Below are 19,461 nucleotides of genomic sequence, written 5' to 3'. Positions count from 1 at the left end.
GTCTCACCCTTGAGCAATCCACAGGCTTACTTCCTGGCAACAGGAGGGACGGCCTGCCCACAACAAAAAATGGAGAAATACCATGAACTACCAACAACCGACCCAACTGCAAGCCGTGGTCCTGGACTGGGCCGGCACCGTTGTCGATTTCGGCTCCTTCGCCCCCACGCAGATTTTCGTCGAGGCCTTTGCCGAGTTCGGCGTCGCCGTTTCGCTGGAAGAAGCGCGGGGCCCGATGGGCATGGGCAAGTGGGATCACATCCGCACCCTGTGCAATCAACCGCAGATCGCCGAACGCTACCGTACGGTGTTTGATCGCCTGCCGACCGATGACGATGTCACCGCACTGTACGAACGGTTCATGCCGCTGCAGATCGAGAAAATCGCCCTGCACTCGGCCTTGATTCCCGGCGCGCTGAACACCATCGATGCCTTGCGCGACAAGGGCCTGAAAATCGGCTCCTGCTCCGGTTACCCCGCCGTGGTCATGGAAAAAGTGGTCGAGCTGGCGCGGCACAATGGCTACGTGGCGGACCATGTGGTGGCCACCGACGAGGTGCCGAACGGCCGTCCCTACCCGGCCCAGGCCCTGGCCAACGTGATTGCCCTGGGGATCAGCGACGTCGCCGCCTGCGTCAAGGTCGACGACACCTGGCCCGGCATTCTCGAAGGCCGGGCCGCCGGTATGTGGACGGTCGCGCTGACCTGTTCCGGTAATGCCCTGGGCTTGACCTACGAGCAATACAAGGCCTTGCCCTCCGACAGGCTGGACAGTGAGCGCGCCCGCATCGTCAGGATGTTCGAAGGCTCACGCCCGCACTACCTGATCGACACCATCGTCGATCTGCCAGCGGTCATCGAAGACATCAATGCCCGGCTGGCGCGAGGTGAAACGCCGCAAGGTTCCTGACCTGATTCAGGCGTCAAGCGGCCGTCCCATGGGCGGCCGCCTCACTTGAAAAAATCACTCGGCGTCTTGCCGAACTGCTTCTTGAACATGGTCGTGAACGCGCTCGGGCTGTCGTATCCCAGCTCCCCGGCGATGTCGATGATCTTCTCCCCGACGGCGATTCGTTCCAGCGCCAGCAGCAGGCGCGCTTGCTGGCGCCATTGGCCGAAAGTCATGCCGGTTTCCTTGCGGAACCTTCGCTGGATGGTTTTGGCGTCGAGGCTCAACCGCGCGCTCCAGTCCGACAACGTCGAGCCATCCCCGGGGTCACGCTGCAACGCGCTACAGATCTGATTGATACCTTGATCGGTGGGCTGCGGCAGATTCAATGGCAAAGTTGGCAGGATCGTCAATTCATCCAGAATGAGGCGCAGCACACGGGCTTCCCGCGAGTCCGGATTGCAATTGAAATCGAAGTCCACCGAGACCTTGATCAGCTCACTGAGCAACGCGGACACACTCACCGCGCGGGTTTCGGCGGGCAGATCCGGGCTTGCGTCGGGGTGCACAAACACGCTGCGCATCTTGATCGCCCCCACACAGCGAATCGAGTGCACTTCCCCACTCGGCATCCAGATGCCGCGGCTCGGTGGCACCGTCCATTGGCTCGTGGCGGCGTGCACTACCATCACGCCTTCGATGGCATAGATCAGTTGATGCTTTTCATGGGAATGCGGCGCGATAAACCAGTTTTCCGGGTAGTCGGTCGCACTGCTGCGAACGCTCCAGCCGCCCTGGTCGATCTCCGCTAGAAATGTCTGCAATGGCTTGATCATGACGCCCTTTTTGCGATGGTCCATGCCCGAGTTGCGCGAGACGGGCGCCCTTGAGGCCCATAGGATAACGCCGAACCCTGAAATGGGCTGCGCCTTGCGTTCGCAGTTCGCGTTTTTTATCCGGAAACTCGCCCATGTCGACCACTACCCTGAGCTCACCCTCACCCACCGTCTCGGTTGCAAGCCAAGCCAGCCCACTGGTCATGCGGGTCATCGGCGCTTGTGCGCTGGCGCATCTGATCAACGACTTGATCCAGGCGGTGCTGCCGTCGATCTACCCGATGCTCAAGGCCAGTTATGGCTTGAGCTTCACTCAGGTCGGCCTGATCACCCTGACCTTCCAGCTCACTGCTTCATTGCTGCAGCCGTGGATCGGTTTCTACACCGACCGACACCCCAAACCGTGGCTATTGCCGGCCGGCATGGTCTGCACCCTGATCGGCATTCTGATGTTGTCGATGGTCGGCAGCTTCCCGGCGATTCTCGTGGCCTCGGCGCTGGTGGGGGTTGGCTCGTCGACCTTTCACCCGGAGACCTCGCGGGTAGCACGCCTGGCCTCGGGCGGTCGCTACGGCCTGGCGCAGTCGACCTTTCAGGTTGGTGGCAACGCCGGCAGCGCCTTCGGTCCGCTGTTGGCCGCCGCGATCATCATTCCCTATGGCCAGGGCAACGTCGCGTGGTTCGGCCTGTTCGCGGTGTTCGCCATCCTCGTGCAATACGGCTTGAGCCGCTGGTATCGCAATCACCTGAACCTGTTCAAGCTCAAGCAAGGCAGCAAGGCCACCCACGGCCTGTCGAAACAGCGGGTGACGTTCGCCCTGGTGGTGCTGGCGCTACTGGTATTCTCCAAATACTTCTACATGGCCAGCTTCACCAGTTACTTCACCTTCTACCTGATCGAGAAGTTCGACCTGTCGGTGGCCAGTTCGCAGTTGTACCTGTTCCTGTTCCTCGGTGCCGTCGCGGCGGGCACGTTCTTTGGTGGCCCGATCGGCGACCGGATCGGCCGCAAGCAGGTGATCTGGTTCTCGATCCTCGGCGCCGCACCCTTCACCCTCGCCCTGCCCTACGTCGACCTGTTCTGGACGGGCGTGTTGAGCATGATCATCGGCTTCATCCTCGCCTCGGCATTCTCGGCCATTGTGGTCTTCGCCCAGGAACTGGTGCCCGGCAACGTCGGCATGATCGCCGGGGTGTTCTTCGGCCTGATGTTCGGCTTCGGCGGGATCGGTGCTGCGCTGCTCGGGCATCTGGCGGATATCCATGGCATCGAGTACGTGTACACGCTGTGTTCGTACCTGCCGCTGCTGGGAATTCTGACGATCCTGTTGCCTTCGACCCGGGGTGCTCGCTGAAGGATTCAGCCGATCACTTTTGCTACCAACCTTGTAGCACTCGGTAACACCTGTCCCTGTTGCGGTGCGTCTTTTCCACGACGCGCCGCCACCCACCCCGCTCCACATGGGCAAACCCGCCATGGCGTACTTTGTGCATTCAAAGGCCATCCTCTTCTGCCTGTAGTCGCCATGCGCCCCAAGGAACTGAAACTCTGGACCACCGGAGTCGCCTACCTGCTCGACCTGCCTGCCGGGCACGCGCGGCTGTCGGGGTTGAGCCATTGGCTTCGGCAAATCTGCCCGGTCGATCATTTCGTGTTGTTTGTCTACGAAGGCAATCACCGGCCACTGGCGTTGTTCGATACGTTCTCGGCGGACAAGCGCGCGGTGTATGTCGACGACTATCAGTGCGGGCCTTACCTGCTCGATCCGTTCTACCTGGCCTGCACCCGAGGCCAGGCACCGGGACTGTGGCGTCTGCGCCAGTTCGCCCCCGACCATTTCTACCTCGGCGAGTACTTCCTGACCTATTACCAGCAAACCGGACTGGCCGAGGAAGTGGCGTTTTTCGTCGACCTCGGTGGTGGCGCCATGGCGGTTTTGTCGCTGATGCGCTCCAGCGCCAGTTGCGCATTCAGCCGGGACGAAATGCAGTTGGTCGAGTGTGCGCAAGCGGTGGTCGAGCAGGTTATCAATGAAGCCTGGCGCTTGCGTCAGGCCCAGCAACCGCGCCCGGCGCAAGACCTGGACTTCAAGATCCGCGAAGCCTTCGACCACTTCGGTGCACACATCCTCACTGGCCGCGAGCAGGAAATCGTTCAACTGTTGCTGCGCGGCCACTCCAGCGCCTCAGTGGCCGAACAACTCAACATCAGCCCCGGCACGGTAAAAATTCACCGCAAGAACATCTACGCCAAGCTGGGCATTGGCAGTCAGTCGGAGTTGCTGGGGTTGTTCATTCGGGAGTTGACGGAGGATCCGTTGCAGACGCCCGGCCTCAAGCTACAAGCCTGATGCCTGTCAGCTAGCACAACACCCTGTGGGAGCGGGCTTGCCCGCGAAAGCGATATTCCAGTTGCCATATCAGTTGTCTGACACACCGCCATCGCGRGCAAGCYCGCTCCCACAGKTCTRYCGGTGATCYGGAGATTGTGGTCAGGGCGGATCAAGYTGATCCAGCGTCCATGGGCTCAAGCTGCAGGACTGATACTTGTCGGCTAGCACAATACCCTGTGGGAGCGGGCTTGCCCGCGATGGCGGCCATACATTCAACATCCATGTGTCTGACACACCGCCATCGCGAGCAAGCTCGCTCCCACAGTTCTGCCGGTGATCCGGAGATTGTGGTCAGGGCGGATCAAGTTGATCCAGCGCCCGGTTCACCGCCAACTCCCCCAGCATGATCACCTGCGCAATGCCCAACAGCGCATTGCGACTCGTCCCCTCCAGATGATCCGCCAGATCGTTGGCCATGACGTTGGCCGATGCCAGCGACTCGCAGGCATGCACCAGCAAGGTTTCGGTACCGAGTTCGGGATTGACGATGAACATTGTGCTGGGTTTGTGAGGGGTGCCCATGATGTGGGGGCCTAGGTTGAGGGCGCGCTCGCCGGCTTCGTGGAGCTTGTTTGAATCGAGGCTTTCGTACGGGGATGCCGGATCGGTGTCCGGCGGGTTGGGTGTGACTTTGAACATAGTGAAACTCCTCGCATCGTAAAAAGGAGCCATCACTCTCACGCTACCAAACGTAGGGTGGTGGCCATACGCAGGTTGGTAGACCGGGATACGAGGAGACCGGCGCGCCCGAAGGCGCCCTGTGCATGGCCACCATAGAGCAGAGTAGAAAAACACTGCAGATGATGAAGCATTGCACCTCGCATACCTGGGCTACCAAACCCGATCACTGTTGTTATCCAGCGACCGGTAAACGATAAAACCCAGGCCCGAAGCGCACAAGCCGGCGGATTCTGGCGTACCTGTAGGCAACGACGCAAGGTGGTGTAGCTTGCGGGAAGTAACGCTGACAGCGACTAAACACGAACATCTCAGCCGTGAATTTACGCGATCCACTTGCGTTGAAATTCTTAGGGAAGCAGAGGAAATATCCGACGTACTTTTAAGGTTGGCGGTCGGAAGCGTGAGTATTAACTTGGCCGCTCTCAATATTCAGGGTGAAACGATTACATGCGCGAGACAAGGGTCGACAAAGTCAATTGCCCGGATGGCGACATTTGGCGTTATGATCACGTCAAATGTCGCATGGAGGTAATCGGTATGCCCGCCGTCAGATCCACAGAAAATAAAGTCGTTGGGACGGAGACAAAGCGTCTCGCCCGCAAGCCGACTGAGGTGCTGCTACATGGCCGTAGTGGCGATACGCGCATGTTGATCATCCGATACACCCAGGAAGGCTTTGACCTGAGCGACGTCAGGGACATGATTTCCATATCCGGCCTGTACATGGAGCACGACCTTGTTCAGCGCATTACCGGGAAATCCCTCAGAACTGTGCAGCGCTTGGCAAAGGAGACCCAGCCAGTTCGGCTGAACCAGCAACAAAGCACCGTCGCCTTTCAGTTTGCACAGGTACTCGAGCACGCCATCAATGTGTTTGGCGATCAGCAGTTGGCTGAGGACTGGCTGAGAAAACCCTGCAAGCACCTGGAGGGTCATATACCGCTGGAACTGATCGACAACTCGCTGGGTTTCCAGGTGGTAGAGGACTATCTGACGCGAATTGAACACGGGGTTTATCAATGAATCCTTTGCCTTGGGATGGGAAGTGGCACGCCTGGCGTCTGGACCGTGCAGTTTTCAAGGACTCATGGGATAGCGGCATTGGTGCGCAACAATCCGGCGGTCGATGGAACCCTCCTGGCCGCCGGGTTATTTACGCTTCGGCCGACCCGGCTACTGCGATTTTAGAAGTCGCCACCCACGCGGGCTTCGATACGCTCGACAGGGTGCCTTATGTGCTGACGTGTTTCGAAGTGCTGGATTCGAATGTCATCAAGGTTGTTCAGCCCGAAGATGTGCCGAACCCGAACTGGCTCATTCCGTCTGAACTTTCACCCAATCAACAGCATTTTGCTGATGAGCTACTGGCCGAACACCCATTCGTGCTTATCCCGTCTGCGGTTACCCGCCACTCCTGGAACCTGCTGGTCAGCTGTGATTTGGCAGCGGATCAATTCAAGCTTGTTTCGCAGGAGCGTTTTGGACTGGATACCCGCTTACTGAAATGAATGAGAGTGTCGACTTTGCCCATCAGAACCTCAAATGCAGCCAGTCGCGTGTGATCTCTACACTTCACACCCACTGAACACTTGCTCCACTCCCCTCCTATCCCCCAAGGGATATATACACCGCAAAACCCCCATTGCTAGTTTGGCCCCCGACGCACTGATTCATCACTGCAACGGAGCCCGCCTCGTGAACAACAGCGTGAACGACAACCCGCCAAGCGATATCGAATTCTGCAATGTGGTCAAACGCTATGGCGAGGTGCAGGCCGTCAGCGGTCTGAATTTCGCGGTGCGGCGTGGCTCGTTTCATTCCTTTCTCGGTGGCTCGGGCTGTGGCAAGACCACCACCCTGCGCATGATCGCCGGTTTCGAACAGCCCACCAGCGGCGAGGTGCGTCTAGCCGGCAAAAGCGTGGCTGGGGTGCCGGCGTTCGAGCGGCCGGTGAACATGGTGTTCCAGCATTACGCGTTGTTCCCGCACCTGACCGTGGCGCAGAACATTGCCTACGGCCTGCGCTATCGCACGCCGCGCCCGGACAAGAAACAGCAGGTGCGCATGGCCGATGAGGCGCTGGAAATGGTGCGTGCGCAAGCCGAGCGAGCTTTCCGGCGGCCAGCAACAGCGCGTCGCCCTCGCCCGCGCCTTGGTCAACAAGCCGACGGTGTTGCTGCTCGACGAGCCACTGGCTGCGCTGGACCGCAAGCTGCGCAAAGAGATGCAATCGGAACTGCTGCGTCTGCAACGCGAGGTCGGCATCACCTTCGTGCTGGTCACCCACGACCAGGAAGAAGCCCTGTCGATGAGCGACAGCATCAGCGTGATGCACAACGGTTCGATCATCCAGACCGCCACCCCGGAACAACTCTATGAAGCCCCGGCCAGCCGTTATGTGGCGGATTTTATCGGTGAGTCCAACCTGTTCGACGGCACCGTGCGCCAACTCAACGGCAACTCGGTGGTGTTGCGCACCGAGCAAGGGCTGGAACTGACCAGCCCGTTGACGCCTACCGGCAAAGCCCTGAGCGCCAACGCCGCGGGTTGCATTGCGGTGCGCCCGGAGCTGATCAGCATCGCCGGTGCCAATGCCGAAATGACCCGCGAAGTGAAGCTGCCGGGCTGCGTGGAAGACCGCATTTACCTGGGCAATTCCACCGAATACCGCGTGCGCACCCAGGCCTTTGGGGTGGTCTGCGTGCGGGTGCCGCGCCATCAAGACCACGGTGCCAATGCATTCGAACACGGCGCGGCTGTGCGCGTCGGCTGGGATCACGCCAATGGCCTGGCCATGGCGTTGTAAATCATCGATTCGTTTCATCAACCGGATGTGGAGCGTGTAATGGACCAGAAGACCTTTATCAAAACCCTGCGCAGCTGGCAGAACGGCTCGATCAGCCGCCGCGAGTTCCTTGGTCGCACCGGCCTCGGCATTGCCGCCGCCGTGGTCGCCACCAATATGCCCGGCCTGCTGACCTCCACCGCCGAGGCCGCCGAGCAAGCCAAACTGGGTGATCGCCTGTCGCTGGCGACCTGGCCGAACTACCACAGCCAGGAAAACCTCGACACCTTCGGCAAGTCCACCGGCGCCCGGGTGTCGATGAGCGTGTTCGGTTCCAACGAAGAGATGCTCGCCAAACTGCAGGCCGGCGGCAGTGGCTGGGACGTGCTGGTGCCGACCAACTACACCATTAGCACCTACGTCGGCCTGGGCCTGATCGAACCGCTGGACCTGTCGCGCATTCCCAACTTCGACGCCTCGGCGTTCCAGCAGAAATTCATGGCCCAGGGCACGGTGGACGGCAAGGTCTACGCGGTGCCGAAAAACTGGGGCACCACCGGCATGCTCTACGACACCGGCAAACTGAAAAACGGCCCGACCAGCTGGAAAGAGTTCTGGACCGCCGCCCAAGGCCCCGCCAGTGGCCGGACGATGGTCCACGACTACCAGTTGACCGCCATCGGCAATGCCCTGAAGAGCTTCGGCTACAGCTTCAACTCCCTGGACCCGAAAGAACTGGCCGACGCGGAAAAGCTGCTGATCGAGGTCAAGCCGCACCTGTTCGCGATCAACTCCGACATTCAGCCGTCGATGCGCAGCGGCGATGCCTGGCTGGCGATGTCGTGGACCGGCGACGCCTCGCAGCTGCACCGCGACAACGCGCAAATGCAGTTCGAACTGGGCAAGGAAGGTGGCGAGCTGTGGAGCGACTTCTTTGCGATTCCGAAAAGCTCGGAGCACAAGGACGCCGCCTACGCGTTCATCAACTACCTGCTCGATCCGCAGCACAACAAACTCGAAGTGCTGAGCCACGGTTACCCGAGCGGCGACAAGCGTGTCGACGCGCTGCTGCCTGTGGCGATGCTCGACGATCCGATCATGTACCCGGCCGCCGAGGCCCTGAGCCCGCTGGAGTTCGGTGCCGCCGCCACGCTGACCAGCCCGGCCCGCGCCGAACTGATGGCGCGTTTCAAGTCCGCCTGATCGCCTGACCATGGCCAATGAGGAGTCATCCATGAATGCCGCCGCCCACCCGCAAACGGTGCAGCCGGGCCATGCCCTGGCGGTCGAGGTTCGCCAGCGGCGCAGCCTCGGCCGACGCATCACCCTGCTGATGCTCTTGCCCTCGACCCTGTGGTTCCTGCTGCTGTTGTTGATGCCGCTGGTGATCATCCTGGTCTTCAGTTTCGGCGAGCGCAGCGCCGTGGGCGGTTACGCCGGTGGCTTCACCCTGGCCAACTACCTGAACCTCGGTTCTCGCGGCGCGGCGTTCAGCAACACGCTGATGCTCGCGCCACTGGGCACGTTGGTGTGCCTGGTGGCAGCGTATCCGCTGGCGTACTTCCTCGCGGTCAAGGTCAGCAGGAACCGTTCGTTGCTGCTGACCCTGGTGATCGTGCCGTTCTGGACCAGTTTCCTGATCCGCACCTACGCGTGGATTTTCATCCTCAGCGGCAAGGGCATTCCGGCGCTGCTGGCCAGCCTGGGTCTCGAGGATGTGCGGCTGATCAACACGCCGTGGGCGGTGCTGATCGGCATCGTCTACGGCTACCTGCCGCTGATGGTGTTCCCGATCTACGTCAGCCTGGAAAAGCTCGACAAGCGCCTGCTCGAAGCCTCGGCGGATTTGGGTGCCAGCGCCTTCGAAAGCTTCCGTCGGATCACCCTGCCGCTGTCTGCACCGGGGATCATTACCGGAGTGATGCTGGTGTTCATCCTGTTGATGGGCGAGTTCCTAATCCCGGCCATTCTCGGCGGCGGCAAGGTGTTCTTTGTCGGCAATGCGCTGGTCGACCTGTTCCTGCAATCGCGCAACTGGCCGTTCGGCAGTGCGCTGGCTATGACGTTGGTGGCGATGATGCTGCTGATCATCGGCGTGTATCTGAAACTGGTGGCGCGCTACGGCGGCCGCCCTGCCGACGGAGGTTTGTGACATGTGGCTGCGCAGCTATTCGACTTCGCTGTACCTGTTCCTGTACGCGCCGATTGCCTTGATCGTACTGTTCAGCTTCAACGCCGGGCGCAGTGGCCTGGCCTTTCAGTGCTGCTCGGTGCAATGGTTCGGCACCGCGTTTGGTAACCCGTTCATCATGGAAGCCCTGGGCAACAGCGCACTCATCGCCTTCAGTTCGGCGGTGATCGCCACGCTGTTCGGCACCCTGGCGGTGTTCGGCTTGCAGCGCTGCGGTGCCAAAGTGCGCCTGCTGTTCGATGCGTTGACCTACTGCGCGATCATCGTGCCGGGCATCGTCATCGGTATCTCGACGCTGATTGCCTTCATCAGCCTGTTCGACCTGATCAACCCGCTGCTGGCGAGCTGGCTGCCGACGGTGCCGAAGTTGAACATGGGGTTCTTCACGGTGATCGCCGCGCACTCGCTGTTCACCATGGCACTGGTGATGGTGATCGTGCGCAGCCGCGTCGATTCGCTGGACAAGGCCTTGCTGGAAGCCTCGGCGGACCTGTACGCGCCACCGATGGACACCTTCTGGCGGGTGACCCTGCCGCAGATCAGCCCGGCGATCATGGCCGGGTTCCTGCTGGCGTTCACCTTCAGCTTCGACGATTTCATCATCGCCTTCTTCGTCGCCGGCTCCGAAACGACGTTGCCGATCTACATTTTTTCCTCCATCCGCCGCGGCGTGACGCCAGAGATCAACGCGATTTCCACGGTGATCATCTGCGTGTCGCTGGCCTTGCTGTTCACTTCCCGCCATCTGCAAAACCGCCGCACCGGCGTCCAGGAGTCGCACCATGCGTGATCAGCTCTACATCAACGGCGAGTGGGTCAGCCCGGACCTGGGCGGCTATCTGGACGTGATCGATCCGGCCACCGAACAAGCCTTCCACCGGGTGGCGGCGGGAACTGAAGAAGATGTCGACCACGCCGTGCGCGCGGCCCGCCGGGCCTTCGACAATGGCTGGGGCCAGACCAACGGCGCCGAGCGTGCGCAATGGCTGGAGGCGCTGGCCGATGAACTGGAAATCGGCAAACAGGCGCTGGCGGAACTGGAAGTGCGCGACAACGGCAAACCCTTGCCTGAAGCGCAGTGGGACATCGGCGATGCCATTGCCTGCTTCCGTTACTACGCCGGTCTGGCCCGCGACCTGGACCAGCAACAGGATCAGCCGCTGGCCTTGCCGGATGAGCGTTTCCGTTGCCGTATCCGCCACGAGCCGATTGGCGTGGCCGGGCAGATCATCCCGTGGAACTACCCGCTGCTGATGGCCGCGTGGAAGGTCGCGCCAGCCTTGGCCGCCGGGGCCACGGTGGTGTTGAAACCGTCCGAGCTGACGCCGCTGACCGCTCTTGAGCTGGCAGCCGCCGCCGACCGCATCGGCTTGCCGGCCGGGGTGTTGAACCTGGTCACCGGCCTCGGCGCCGACGCCGGCAGCCCGCTCACCGAGCATCCGGGCGTGGACAAACTGGCGTTCACCGGCAGCGTGCCCACCGGGGCGAAAATCATGTCGGCGGCGGCCCGGGACATCAAGAACATCAGCCTGGAACTGGGCGGCAAGTCTGCGTTCATCGTGTTCGATGACGCCGATGTCGAAGCCGCTGTGGAGTGGATTCTGTTCGGGATTTTCTGGAACCAGGGCCAGGTGTGCAGCGCCACGTCACGCCTGCTGGTGCAGGAAACCATCGCCCCGCGCCTGATCGAACGCTTGGTGGAAGAAACCCGCAAGATCAGCATCGGCCCCGGTATGCAGCCCGGGGTGCTGCTCGGTCCGCTGGTCAGCCAGGGCCAATACGACAAGGTGCTCGGTTTCATCGACCAGGGCCTGGCCAGCGGTGCCCGTTTGCTCACCGGCGGACGGCGACCGGCGCACTTGCGCGAAGGTTACTTCGTCGAGCCGGCGATTTTCGACGAGCCTGGCCACAGCAGCATTTTGTGGCGCGAAGAAGTGTTCGGCCCGGTGCTGTGCATCAAGCGCTTCAAGACCGAAGAGCAAGCCGTGCAAATGGCCAACGCCAGCCGCTTCGGCCTGGCCGCCGCCGTGATGAGCGCTGATTTGCAACGCACCGCCCGGGTCGCCAACCAGTTGCGCGCCGGGATCGTCTGGGTCAACTGCTCGCAACCGACCTTCGTCGAAGCGCCCTGGGGGGGCATGAAACACAGCGGCATTGGCCGTGAACTGGGGCAATGGGGGCTGCACAATTATCTGGAGGTCAAGCAGGTCACCGAGTATGTCAGCGACCAACCGTGGGGCTGGTATTTGAAGTAAACAAGACAACCGCCGCCGCCCTTGTGGGAGCGGGCTTGCCCGCGAAGACGTCGGCACATCCAACATCCATGTCGACTGATCCACCGCTTTCGCGAGCAAGCCCGCTCCCACACTTTGATCGCGGACGGACACAAAGTCTGTGTGCGATGAAGTTCCACTGTGGGAGCGGGCTTGCCCGCGAAGAGGCAGGCACATCCAACATCCATGTCGACTGATCCACCGCTTTCGCGAGCAAGCCCGCTCCTACAGTTCCACTGGCCAGCAGGCTTGTGACAACGGGTTATCTACGCGTAACTTGAATGACCTGCCCTGCAAGACACGCCGGAGTTGATCAATGCGCATTGCTTTGCTGTCCGACATGCACCTGTCCGTCAATACGATCCCGTTTCCCGAAGTGGATGCCGATATTGTCGTGCTCGCCGGGGACATCGCCCGGCCGGCCAAGGCCATCGAGTGGGCTAAAGCGTGTCCGGTTCCACTGCTGTACGTGGCGGGCAATCACGAGTTTTATGGCAGTGACCTGGTCTCGACCTACGAACAGCTGAACAGCCTGGCGCAAGGCACGCAGATCCACATTCTGGAACGTTCGGAGTACGTCCACGACGGCGTGCGTTTTCTCGGTTGCACCTTGTGGTCTGACTATCGCCTTCTCGACAGCCCTGAGGCTCGGGCGCTGGGCATTGATCTGGCGACTCAGCTGATCCGTGACTTCAGCCACATCAAGATCGCCCCCGATTTTCCGGACCTGTTCACGCCGGCCATTTCCCAACTGGTTTTTCTCCAGACGGTCGCCTGGCTGGAAGACTGCTTCACCCGCGACAGCAGCACGCCCACGGTGGTGGTTTCCCATTTCGCCCCGACACGGTCGAGCATCAGCTCGACGTTTGCCGGTTCGCCGATCAATTCAAGCTTTGTCTCGGACCTCGAAGCACGGATCAAAGACTGGCAACCGGCACTGTGGCTGCATGGCCATACCCATGGCAGCTTCGATTATCGGGTGGGCAATACCCGCGTGGTCTGCAATCCCCGGGGCTATGCCAGGAATGGCATCAATGAAAATCCTGATTTCGATACGGCCTTCGTGATCGATCTGGAGTTCTGAGGTAATCCTCCAATCGCCAGTTCCAGCGCATCGAACAGCTCGACATCTTCCGAAAGCCTCGAGCGCCCCTACCCCACGTCGGGCGCGAAACGTTGCGCGTACTCTCTGGGACTCACGCCAAGGCGCCGGACGAAAACCTTCCTCAGTACGTCGACGCTGTGATAACCGCATCGGCGTGCGACCTCCTCCATCGAGCGCCCGCCCAGCTCAAGCTCCCGGCAAGCCGCTTCCAGCCGAACGTCTTCAACGTACCTGGCCGGGGTGGTCTGCAACTCGCGCTGAAAGATCCGTATCAAGGTTCGGACACTGGTGGCAAAGCGGTCCGCCAGGATTTCCACGGTCAGCTGCGAACTCAGGTGCTCACTGATCCAGTGGCACAGCTCATCCAGATTTGAACCGGGCACCTGCTGCGATTGCAGGGCGACACTGAACTGCGCCTGCCCACCGGGACGGCGCAGGAACAGCACCAGGTTTTTCGCGATATCCAGCGCGGCGTCATCCCCCAGGTCTTCGCTGACCAGGGCCAAGGCAAGGTCGATGCCCGCCGAGATACCCGCCGAGGTATAGACGTTGCCATCCTTGATCCAGATCGGATTCGGATCGACCTGCACCTTGGGATAGCGCTCGGCCAGGTCGCGCGCCATGCGCCAGTGAGTCGTCGCACGGCGTCCGTCGAGCAGCCCTGCATCCGCCAGGGCAAAGGCACCGACACAGATCGAACACACCCGTCGCACGTTTCCGGACCTCGTGCGAATCCATTCGATGGCCGCCCCGTCCAGTTGGTCGATTGCCTGCCAGCCCGTCGCCACGATCAGCGTGTCGATTGCTTTGTCGGCATGCCGCTCGTGCTCGAGGGTCGTGTGCGCCATGAGACCGATGCCGGTGCTGCTCGCCATCTGCGGGTCGACGCCCGCACAGACCAGCTCAAGCACGTATGGCTCGAAGGCGCCGTCGTGCAGAGTGTTCGCCAGGGAAAACACTTCGGCCGGGCCGATCACATCAAGCCCGTCCACGGGTGGCAGGCCCAATATCACGACGCGTTTTGGCGTGCGGCCAATCGATGGCTGGCCGGGTTTAGTCTTGCTGGTCACGGCTGATTCCTGCGCATTCAGGGTGCCAATATTGGCACAAATCATCCGTAAATAGTCAATTGCGCCACAAGGTAAATCCCTAGAGTGAACGGCAAGTCAACTTCATCCCCGGGAGGCAACATGAACACACCCATCAACATCGGCGGCTTCAGCGCTCCAGACTCCGAGCTCGCCCGCAAAGCCGCTTCGCTCGTGGAGCGAGTCCACTCCAAAGCGCTTTTGCATCATGTGCACCGTACATGGTGGTTTGCCGAATTCCTCGGCCAACGGCGAGGTTTTCAGTACGACCGTGAAACGGTCTACCTCGCTGCACTGTTACACGATCTGGGGCTGACGGATGAGTTCGCTGCCGACCAGCGCTTTGAAGTCGATGGCGCCGATGCCGCCCGTCATTTTCTCCTGGCCAACGGTTATGCGCAGGCAAAAGCCGAACAGGTCTGGGATGCGATTGCCCTGCATTCCAGCGCCGGTATCGCCGACCGCAAACAGCCGGAAATCGCCCTGATCTACCTGGGTGCCCATGTCGACGTCATGGGGCTGCATCTGGATGAAATCACCCCCTCGCTGGTCGACGACACGCTCGCGCTTTACCCCCGCATCGGCATGAAAGCGGCCTTTACCCAGGCCGTTGCCGAAGTGGCCAGGAAGAAACCCCATACAGCCATTGGCACCGGGCTTGCGGATGTCGGACGTCGCCACATCCATGGTTTCGATTGCCCGAATGTCTGCGACCTGATCGACAACGCACCCTTCGACAGCTGATCCACGCCAATACCTCATCACCGGCGCAACCGGTAACGAGCGCAGTGCCGCATTGCAAAGCGAGGGCGTATGCGTCGGGTTCTTTTGACCCGCGTATACGTCCAACGCCTTCAACAGCACCGCGTATTGCACTTGCCCCGGCCAAAACGCGCTTCCTGGCGCTCACGGAAAAACATCTCATAGCTCATCACTGGCTCGCCCGGACGGTTACGGGCCATTTGCGCCACGTAGTTGTCGTACTCGGGAACCCCGACCATCAATCGGGCGCTCTGGCTGAACAATCTGACGAACTGTTGCAGTTTGCGGAACATGGCTGATCTCTCTGTGAGCGTGGGACCTGGCCCATGAAACCGCGCTCATGTATCTGCAATGTGTCCACATCGGGCGCATTTGTAGTTTCAAGTATCCAGGTTCGCGCCCAATGGAACACCAGCAACCCGCTACACTTTCCTCGCTCCGCCGCTGCACCCGAGCGGCCAAGACCCCTGACTTCTGATCTGGAGGTATCCCATGAGCGACAGCAGCGAACTCACCACCTTTACCGGCTGGGCCGCCACGGCAGCGGGCGCGCCACTGCAGCGCTACAGCTACGATCCCGGCCCGTTGGGAAACGATGAAGTGGAAGTCGCCGTGGAATATTGCGGCGTCTGCCACTCCGACCAGTCGCTGATCGACAACGATTGGGGCATCAGCCACTACCCGTTTATCCCCGGCCACGAGGTGGTCGGCCGTATCGTTCGGGTGGGCGCCCAGGTCCGCGGCCTGGAAATGGGCCAACGGGTGGGCATCGGTTGGTACAAGGGCAGTTGCATGCATTGTTCGTCGTGCATCGAAGGCTCCCATAACCTGTGTCGCACCGTCCAGCCGACCATCATCGGCAGCAATGGCGGCTTTGCCGACCGCATACGCTCGCACTGGGCCTGGGCCCTGCCGATCCCGGCCGGGCTTGATCCGGCGATGGCCGGGCCGTTGTTCTGTGCCGGTTCGACTGTGTTCAACCCGCTGGTGGAATTCGGCATCAAGCCCACTGACCGGGTCGGCGTGGTGGGCATCGGCGGCCTCGGTCACCTGGCGCTGCGCTTCCTCAACGCCTGGGGCTGCGAAGTCACCGCCTTCACCTCATCGCTGAGCAAGCAAGAGGAAGCCAGGCGCCTGGGCGCACACAAGGTGGTCGCCTCGACCGATACCGATGCGCTCAATGCCATTGCCGGCACCCTGGATTTTCTCCTGGTCACCGCCAACGCCAACCTCGACTGGACCGCCATGCTTGCCACCCTGCGCGGCAAGGGTCGCCTGCACTTTGTCGGCGTCGTGCCCGACGCCATACCGGTGCACGTGTTCAACCTGATTCCCCAGCAAAAAGTCTTGTCCGCCTCGCCGGTCGGCTCACCGGCCAACACCGCGATGATGCTGGAGTTCTGCGCCCGCCATCAGATCCTGCCGCAGGTCGAGATGTTTCCCATGAGCCGGATCAACGAAGCTATCGATCACTTGCGCAGCGGCAAGGCGCGTTACCGCGTGGTGCTGGACGCCAGTCAGTGACAGACGACCAACGAAGAAAAAGAACGCGGTCCCCTGTAGGAGCTGGCTTGCCAGCGATGGTCGTTAACGATAACGCGTGTGAACCGGATAAACGCGGCGCATTTGAGTCCATCGCCAGCAGGCTGGCTCCTACAGACGCGGTCTCTTGTGGGAGCTGGCTTGCCAGCGATGGTCGTTAACGATAACGCGTGTGAACCGGATGAACGCGGCGCACTGGAGTCCATCGCCAGCAAGCTGGCTCCTACAGATGCGGTCTCTTGTGGGAGCTGGCTTGCCAGCGATGGTCGTTAACGATAACGCGTGTGAACCGGATAAACGCGGCGCACTGGAGTCCATCGCCAGCAGGCTGGCTCCTACAGACGCGGTCCCCTGTAGGAGCTGGCTTGCCAGCGATGGTCGTTAACGATTACGCGTGTGAACCGGATAAACGCGGCGCACTTGAGTCCATCGCCAGCGGGCTGGCTCCTACAGGTTCCCGGGAATGCGTGAATGACCTTTTTTGTCCTCAGGGATTAGCTGCCTGCGCAGGCACCTTTGGCGTGTGCGGATCATTCCAGGTGAACCGATAGGCTTTGCTGGCCTCTTGCGGGAAGCATTTGCCGTTGTCGGCATCCGCGCCCACGATCGACCAGTTCGCCCGGGAGTTTTCGCCCAGTTCACGGGCCGCTTCGGGCTTGAAGCACTGGTTCAGTACGTCATCCGGCACCAAAGCGTAGGCCTTGGGGTGTTCGCGCAGATACTGCGCAGCCTTCTCGATGGAGGAGTAGTCCATGCCGAAATGCACGATCGGTTGACGGGCGAACAACCAGTGCCCCTCCTCCCAGTTGACCAGCACCAGATCGGCGCCCTGGGTCATGGTCGCAGCCTGCGCCATGAGCACCTGATCAATGTTGGTGCCTTCCTTGAGCGGTTCGATGAAACCACGGGCGAACCACAGTACGAACCAGGTCGCCACCAGTGCCGGGAACACCCGACGCAAACGCGGGTGCCGTTTGAACCAGCGCTTGAGCAGCCACGGGATCAACGGCGCGGCGACCAGCACCAGCCCAGGCAGCGCCGGGTAGATGTACAACTTGCGCTTGCCGCTGCTGATGCAGAAAAACAGCACCACCAGCACCACCCAACCGAGCACTACCAACACTCGCCCGTCGCGCTTTTGCAACTGACGGCGCCAGGCCGGCACCAGCCATGGCAGCACCAGCACCAACGGCAGCCAGTACTGCGGAATCACGTTGGTGAAGAAGTACCAGAACGGTTCGCGGTGATGCCACGCAGCGGCATAGCGGCCTGCGGTCTGGTGCAGGAGGATCTCCCGCGCATAGGCAATTTCGTCGGCGCTGCCATTGAAGGCGATGGACAAGGCCAGGGGCAACAGCCAGATCGCAATCGCCGCGAGCATCACGGCAAACCCCAGCAACCACTTGCGCGCCTCGCCGGGCATGGCCACCACACCGGGCCAGTCCTTGCGCACCGCATAGGCGTAAGGGATCAGCAACAGCGCCGGCAGAAAACCCACGCCTTTGGTGATCACGCCAATGCCCATGGCCGCGCAGCCGGCGTAAAACCAGCGCCACGCCGGGCCGAGCAGCAGGTGTCGCGCCAGTCCGTACAGGCCCAGGGAAGTGAACAGAATCAACAAACTGTCGATCTGACCGGTGCGCAGGATGCTGTAGGTCTGGTACGTCGCCAGGTACAACAGCGCTGCGTTGCGTCCGGTACGCTGGGTCCACAGGCGACGGCCCAGGTCATAGACCATCGCCGTAACCGTCACCGCCGAAAACAGCCCCGGGRTATAGAGGGCAATGTTCGGCTTGCCGGTCAGCCAAGTGAAGAATGCCACCGTCCACATGAAAATCGGCGGCTTGTCGCCGTAGATCTCGGCGGCCCGGTGCGGGATCAGCCATGAGCCGTTTTGCAGCATCTCCAGTGCGACACCGAGGAAGCGCTCTTCGTCGACATTCTGTGCCTGGCGCAGCCCCAGTCCTGCGCCGATCAGCAACAGGGCAAGCAGCATCAAGCCCAGGCATTCGACCCTGGGCGACAATGATCTACGCATGGTTTATTCCTTTACGCTTCTGCTTTTGGCAATCAATTGCAGGTTGCGAAAATAGACGATGGAGCCAAACGCCTGCCCGGCGATGAACACCGGGTCCTGGCGGTAAATGGCGTAGGCGAGCAACAAGGTGCTGCCGACGATGCTCAAGTACCAGAAGTTGGTCGGGATCACGCTGCGTTTCTTGTACTCGCTGTACAACCACTGCAGGACAAACCGCCCGGTAAAGGCAACCTGCCCCGCAAAGCCGACCAGCAGCCACAGGGTTTCACGAGACAACATCATCCTTCGATCTCCTGAGCAATGGTGTTCAGCCGTGTGCGCTTGATCAGCCACCAGACACCGAACAGATCGAGAATGCCGACCAATGCGCGGTCCAGGTTGCCGTATTTCGACACCCCGGCCGTGCGCGGCCGGTGGTTGACCGGGTGCACGATCATGCGGCCGTTATGGCGCTGGATCAGCGCTGGAATATAGCGATGCATGTGGTCGAAGTACGGCAGGCGCAAAAACGCCGCGCGCTCGATCAGCTTCAGGCCGCAACCGGTGTCCGGGGTGGCGTCCTTGAGCAGGCGGCGGCGCAGGTTGTTGGCGAAACGCGAGGCGTAGCGTTTGCTCGCGGTGTCGCGACGGTTAACCCGGTGCCCGGCGACCAGTTGCACATCGACCTTGCCTGGCTCGCCGCGCACCAGCGCGAGCATGCCGGGGATGTCCGCCGGGTCGTTCTGGCCGTCGCCATCGAGGGTGGCCAGCCACGTGCCCCGTGCCTCACGGGCCGCGTGGTAGAGCGAGGTGCTCTGCCCCAGCGAACGCTCGTGATGGAGGATGCGCAAAGTGTTCAAGCCGTCGTGGCGGATCTGCCGCAGCTCATGCAGGGTCGC

General features: G+C 61.2%; 19 protein-coding genes and 1 pseudogene. 13 read left to right on the top strand and 7 right to left on the bottom strand.

Annotation, left to right across the window (positions count from 1 at the left end; genetic code table 11):
* Positions 1-82: 82 nt before the first annotated feature.
* Positions 83-910: a phosphonoacetaldehyde hydrolase gene (gene phnX / locus AB4Z35_RS07305; RefSeq protein WP_008001838.1), complete on the top strand. Its 828-nt coding sequence runs from the start codon at positions 83-85 to the stop codon at positions 908-910.
* 41 nt (positions 911-951) lie between these two features.
* Here the strand turns inward: phnX and AB4Z35_RS07300 are convergent, their stop codons facing one another.
* Positions 952-1,725: an AraC family transcriptional regulator gene (locus AB4Z35_RS07300; RefSeq protein ID WP_108229536.1), complete on the bottom strand. Its 774-nt coding sequence runs from the start codon at positions 1,723-1,725 to the stop codon at positions 952-954.
* 134 nt (positions 1,726-1,859) lie between these two features.
* On the opposite strand from AB4Z35_RS07300, the gene AB4Z35_RS07295 reads away from it, so the two are divergent.
* Entirely contained in the window at positions 1,860-3,080 is a 1,221-nt protein-coding gene (locus AB4Z35_RS07295) for an MFS transporter (RefSeq protein ID WP_442096483.1), read from the top strand.
* A 171-nt stretch (positions 3,081-3,251) separates the two neighbouring features.
* Positions 3,252-4,076: a response regulator transcription factor gene (locus AB4Z35_RS07290; RefSeq protein WP_442096482.1), complete on the top strand. Its 825-nt coding sequence runs from the start codon at positions 3,252-3,254 to the stop codon at positions 4,074-4,076.
* Positions 4,077-4,409: 333 nt separating this feature from the next.
* Here the strand turns inward: AB4Z35_RS07290 and AB4Z35_RS07285 are convergent, their stop codons facing one another.
* On the bottom strand, positions 4,410-4,757 hold the full coding sequence (locus AB4Z35_RS07285) for a DUF6124 family protein (protein ID WP_442096481.1): 348 nt from the start codon (positions 4,755-4,757) through the stop codon (positions 4,410-4,412).
* A 579-nt stretch (positions 4,758-5,336) separates the two neighbouring features.
* On the opposite strand from AB4Z35_RS07285, the gene parS reads away from it, so the two are divergent.
* The 8 genes and pseudogenes from parS to AB4Z35_RS07245 all read left to right on the top strand — a co-directional run bounded on the left by parS (position 5,337) and on the right by AB4Z35_RS07245 (position 13,132).
* Positions 5,337-5,822, top strand: a complete 486-nt coding sequence (parS, locus tag AB4Z35_RS07280) for a type II RES/Xre toxin-antitoxin system antitoxin (protein ID WP_442096480.1) — start codon at positions 5,337-5,339, stop codon at positions 5,820-5,822.
* Positions 5,819-6,307, top strand: a complete 489-nt coding sequence (locus AB4Z35_RS07275; protein ID WP_095945699.1) for an RES family NAD+ phosphorylase — start codon at positions 5,819-5,821, stop codon at positions 6,305-6,307. Before parS ends, AB4Z35_RS07275 begins: the two co-directional genes overlap by 4 nt.
* A 187-nt stretch (positions 6,308-6,494) precedes the next feature.
* Positions 6,495-7,605: pseudogene (locus tag AB4Z35_RS07270) on the top strand (ABC transporter ATP-binding protein).
* A 39-nt stretch (positions 7,606-7,644) separates the two neighbouring features.
* Positions 7,645-8,787 carry an ABC transporter substrate-binding protein gene (locus AB4Z35_RS07265; protein WP_442096479.1) on the top strand — a complete coding sequence of 381 codons (1,143 nt, stop codon included), beginning with the start codon at positions 7,645-7,647 and terminating at the stop codon, positions 8,785-8,787.
* 31 nt (positions 8,788-8,818) lie between these two features.
* Positions 8,819-9,736, top strand: coding sequence for an ABC transporter permease (locus AB4Z35_RS07260; protein ID WP_442096478.1), 918 nt, complete (start codon positions 8,819-8,821; stop codon positions 9,734-9,736).
* 1 nt (position 9,737) lies between these two features.
* Complete coding sequence (locus AB4Z35_RS07255; RefSeq protein ID WP_015095519.1) at positions 9,738-10,565, top strand: ABC transporter permease; 828 nt, start codon at positions 9,738-9,740, stop codon at positions 10,563-10,565.
* Entirely contained in the window at positions 10,558-12,030 is a 1,473-nt protein-coding gene (locus AB4Z35_RS07250) for an aldehyde dehydrogenase family protein (protein ID WP_442096477.1), read from the top strand. Before AB4Z35_RS07255 ends, AB4Z35_RS07250 begins: the two co-directional genes overlap by 8 nt.
* A gap of 334 nt (positions 12,031-12,364) precedes the next feature.
* A complete protein-coding gene (locus tag AB4Z35_RS07245; protein ID WP_442096476.1) occupies positions 12,365-13,132 on the top strand; it encodes a metallophosphoesterase in 768 nt (255 codons plus the stop codon).
* A gap of 68 nt (positions 13,133-13,200) precedes the next feature.
* Here the strand turns inward: AB4Z35_RS07245 and AB4Z35_RS07240 are convergent, their stop codons facing one another.
* Positions 13,201-14,223, bottom strand: coding sequence for a GlxA family transcriptional regulator (locus AB4Z35_RS07240; RefSeq protein ID WP_442096475.1), 1,023 nt, complete (start codon positions 14,221-14,223; stop codon positions 13,201-13,203).
* A gap of 120 nt (positions 14,224-14,343) precedes the next feature.
* Here AB4Z35_RS07240 and AB4Z35_RS07235 point away from each other — a divergent pair, with 120 nt between their 5' ends.
* A complete protein-coding gene (locus tag AB4Z35_RS07235) occupies positions 14,344-14,985 on the top strand; it encodes an HD domain-containing protein (protein WP_442096474.1) in 642 nt (213 codons plus the stop codon).
* 110 nt (positions 14,986-15,095) lie between these two features.
* On the opposite strand, the gene AB4Z35_RS07230 is transcribed toward AB4Z35_RS07235, so the two are convergent.
* Positions 15,096-15,296, bottom strand: a complete 201-nt coding sequence (locus AB4Z35_RS07230; protein ID WP_008001923.1) for a YbdD/YjiX family protein — start codon at positions 15,294-15,296, stop codon at positions 15,096-15,098.
* 199 nt (positions 15,297-15,495) lie between these two features.
* Here AB4Z35_RS07230 and ahr point away from each other — a divergent pair, with 199 nt between their 5' ends.
* Entirely contained in the window at positions 15,496-16,527 is a 1,032-nt protein-coding gene (gene ahr / locus AB4Z35_RS07225; RefSeq protein WP_442096473.1) for an NADPH-dependent aldehyde reductase Ahr, read from the top strand.
* Between the two features lie 505 nt (positions 16,528-17,032).
* Here ahr and AB4Z35_RS07220 read toward each other — a convergent pair.
* From AB4Z35_RS07220 to AB4Z35_RS07210, 3 genes are all read right to left on the bottom strand, one after another.
* Positions 17,033-18,583, bottom strand: coding sequence for an ArnT family glycosyltransferase (locus tag AB4Z35_RS07220; RefSeq protein ID WP_442096472.1), 1,551 nt, complete (start codon positions 18,581-18,583; stop codon positions 17,033-17,035).
* Between the two features lie 3 nt (positions 18,584-18,586).
* A complete protein-coding gene (locus AB4Z35_RS07215; protein ID WP_008001918.1) occupies positions 18,587-18,865 on the bottom strand; it encodes a lipid-A-disaccharide synthase N-terminal domain-containing protein in 279 nt (92 codons plus the stop codon).
* A partial coding sequence (locus tag AB4Z35_RS07210; RefSeq protein WP_442096471.1) for a glycosyltransferase family 2 protein occupies positions 18,862-19,461 on the bottom strand: 600 nt, incomplete at its 5' end. The genes AB4Z35_RS07210 and AB4Z35_RS07215, both read right to left, overlap by 4 nt.

It is taken from the genome of Pseudomonas sp. KB_15, from assembly GCF_052114525.1.
In the GTDB taxonomy this organism is placed as follows: domain Bacteria; phylum Pseudomonadota; class Gammaproteobacteria; order Pseudomonadales; family Pseudomonadaceae; genus Aquipseudomonas.
The sequence above is the reverse complement of the archived record's forward strand: the minus strand, read 5'-3'. Positions and strand labels throughout refer to the sequence as shown.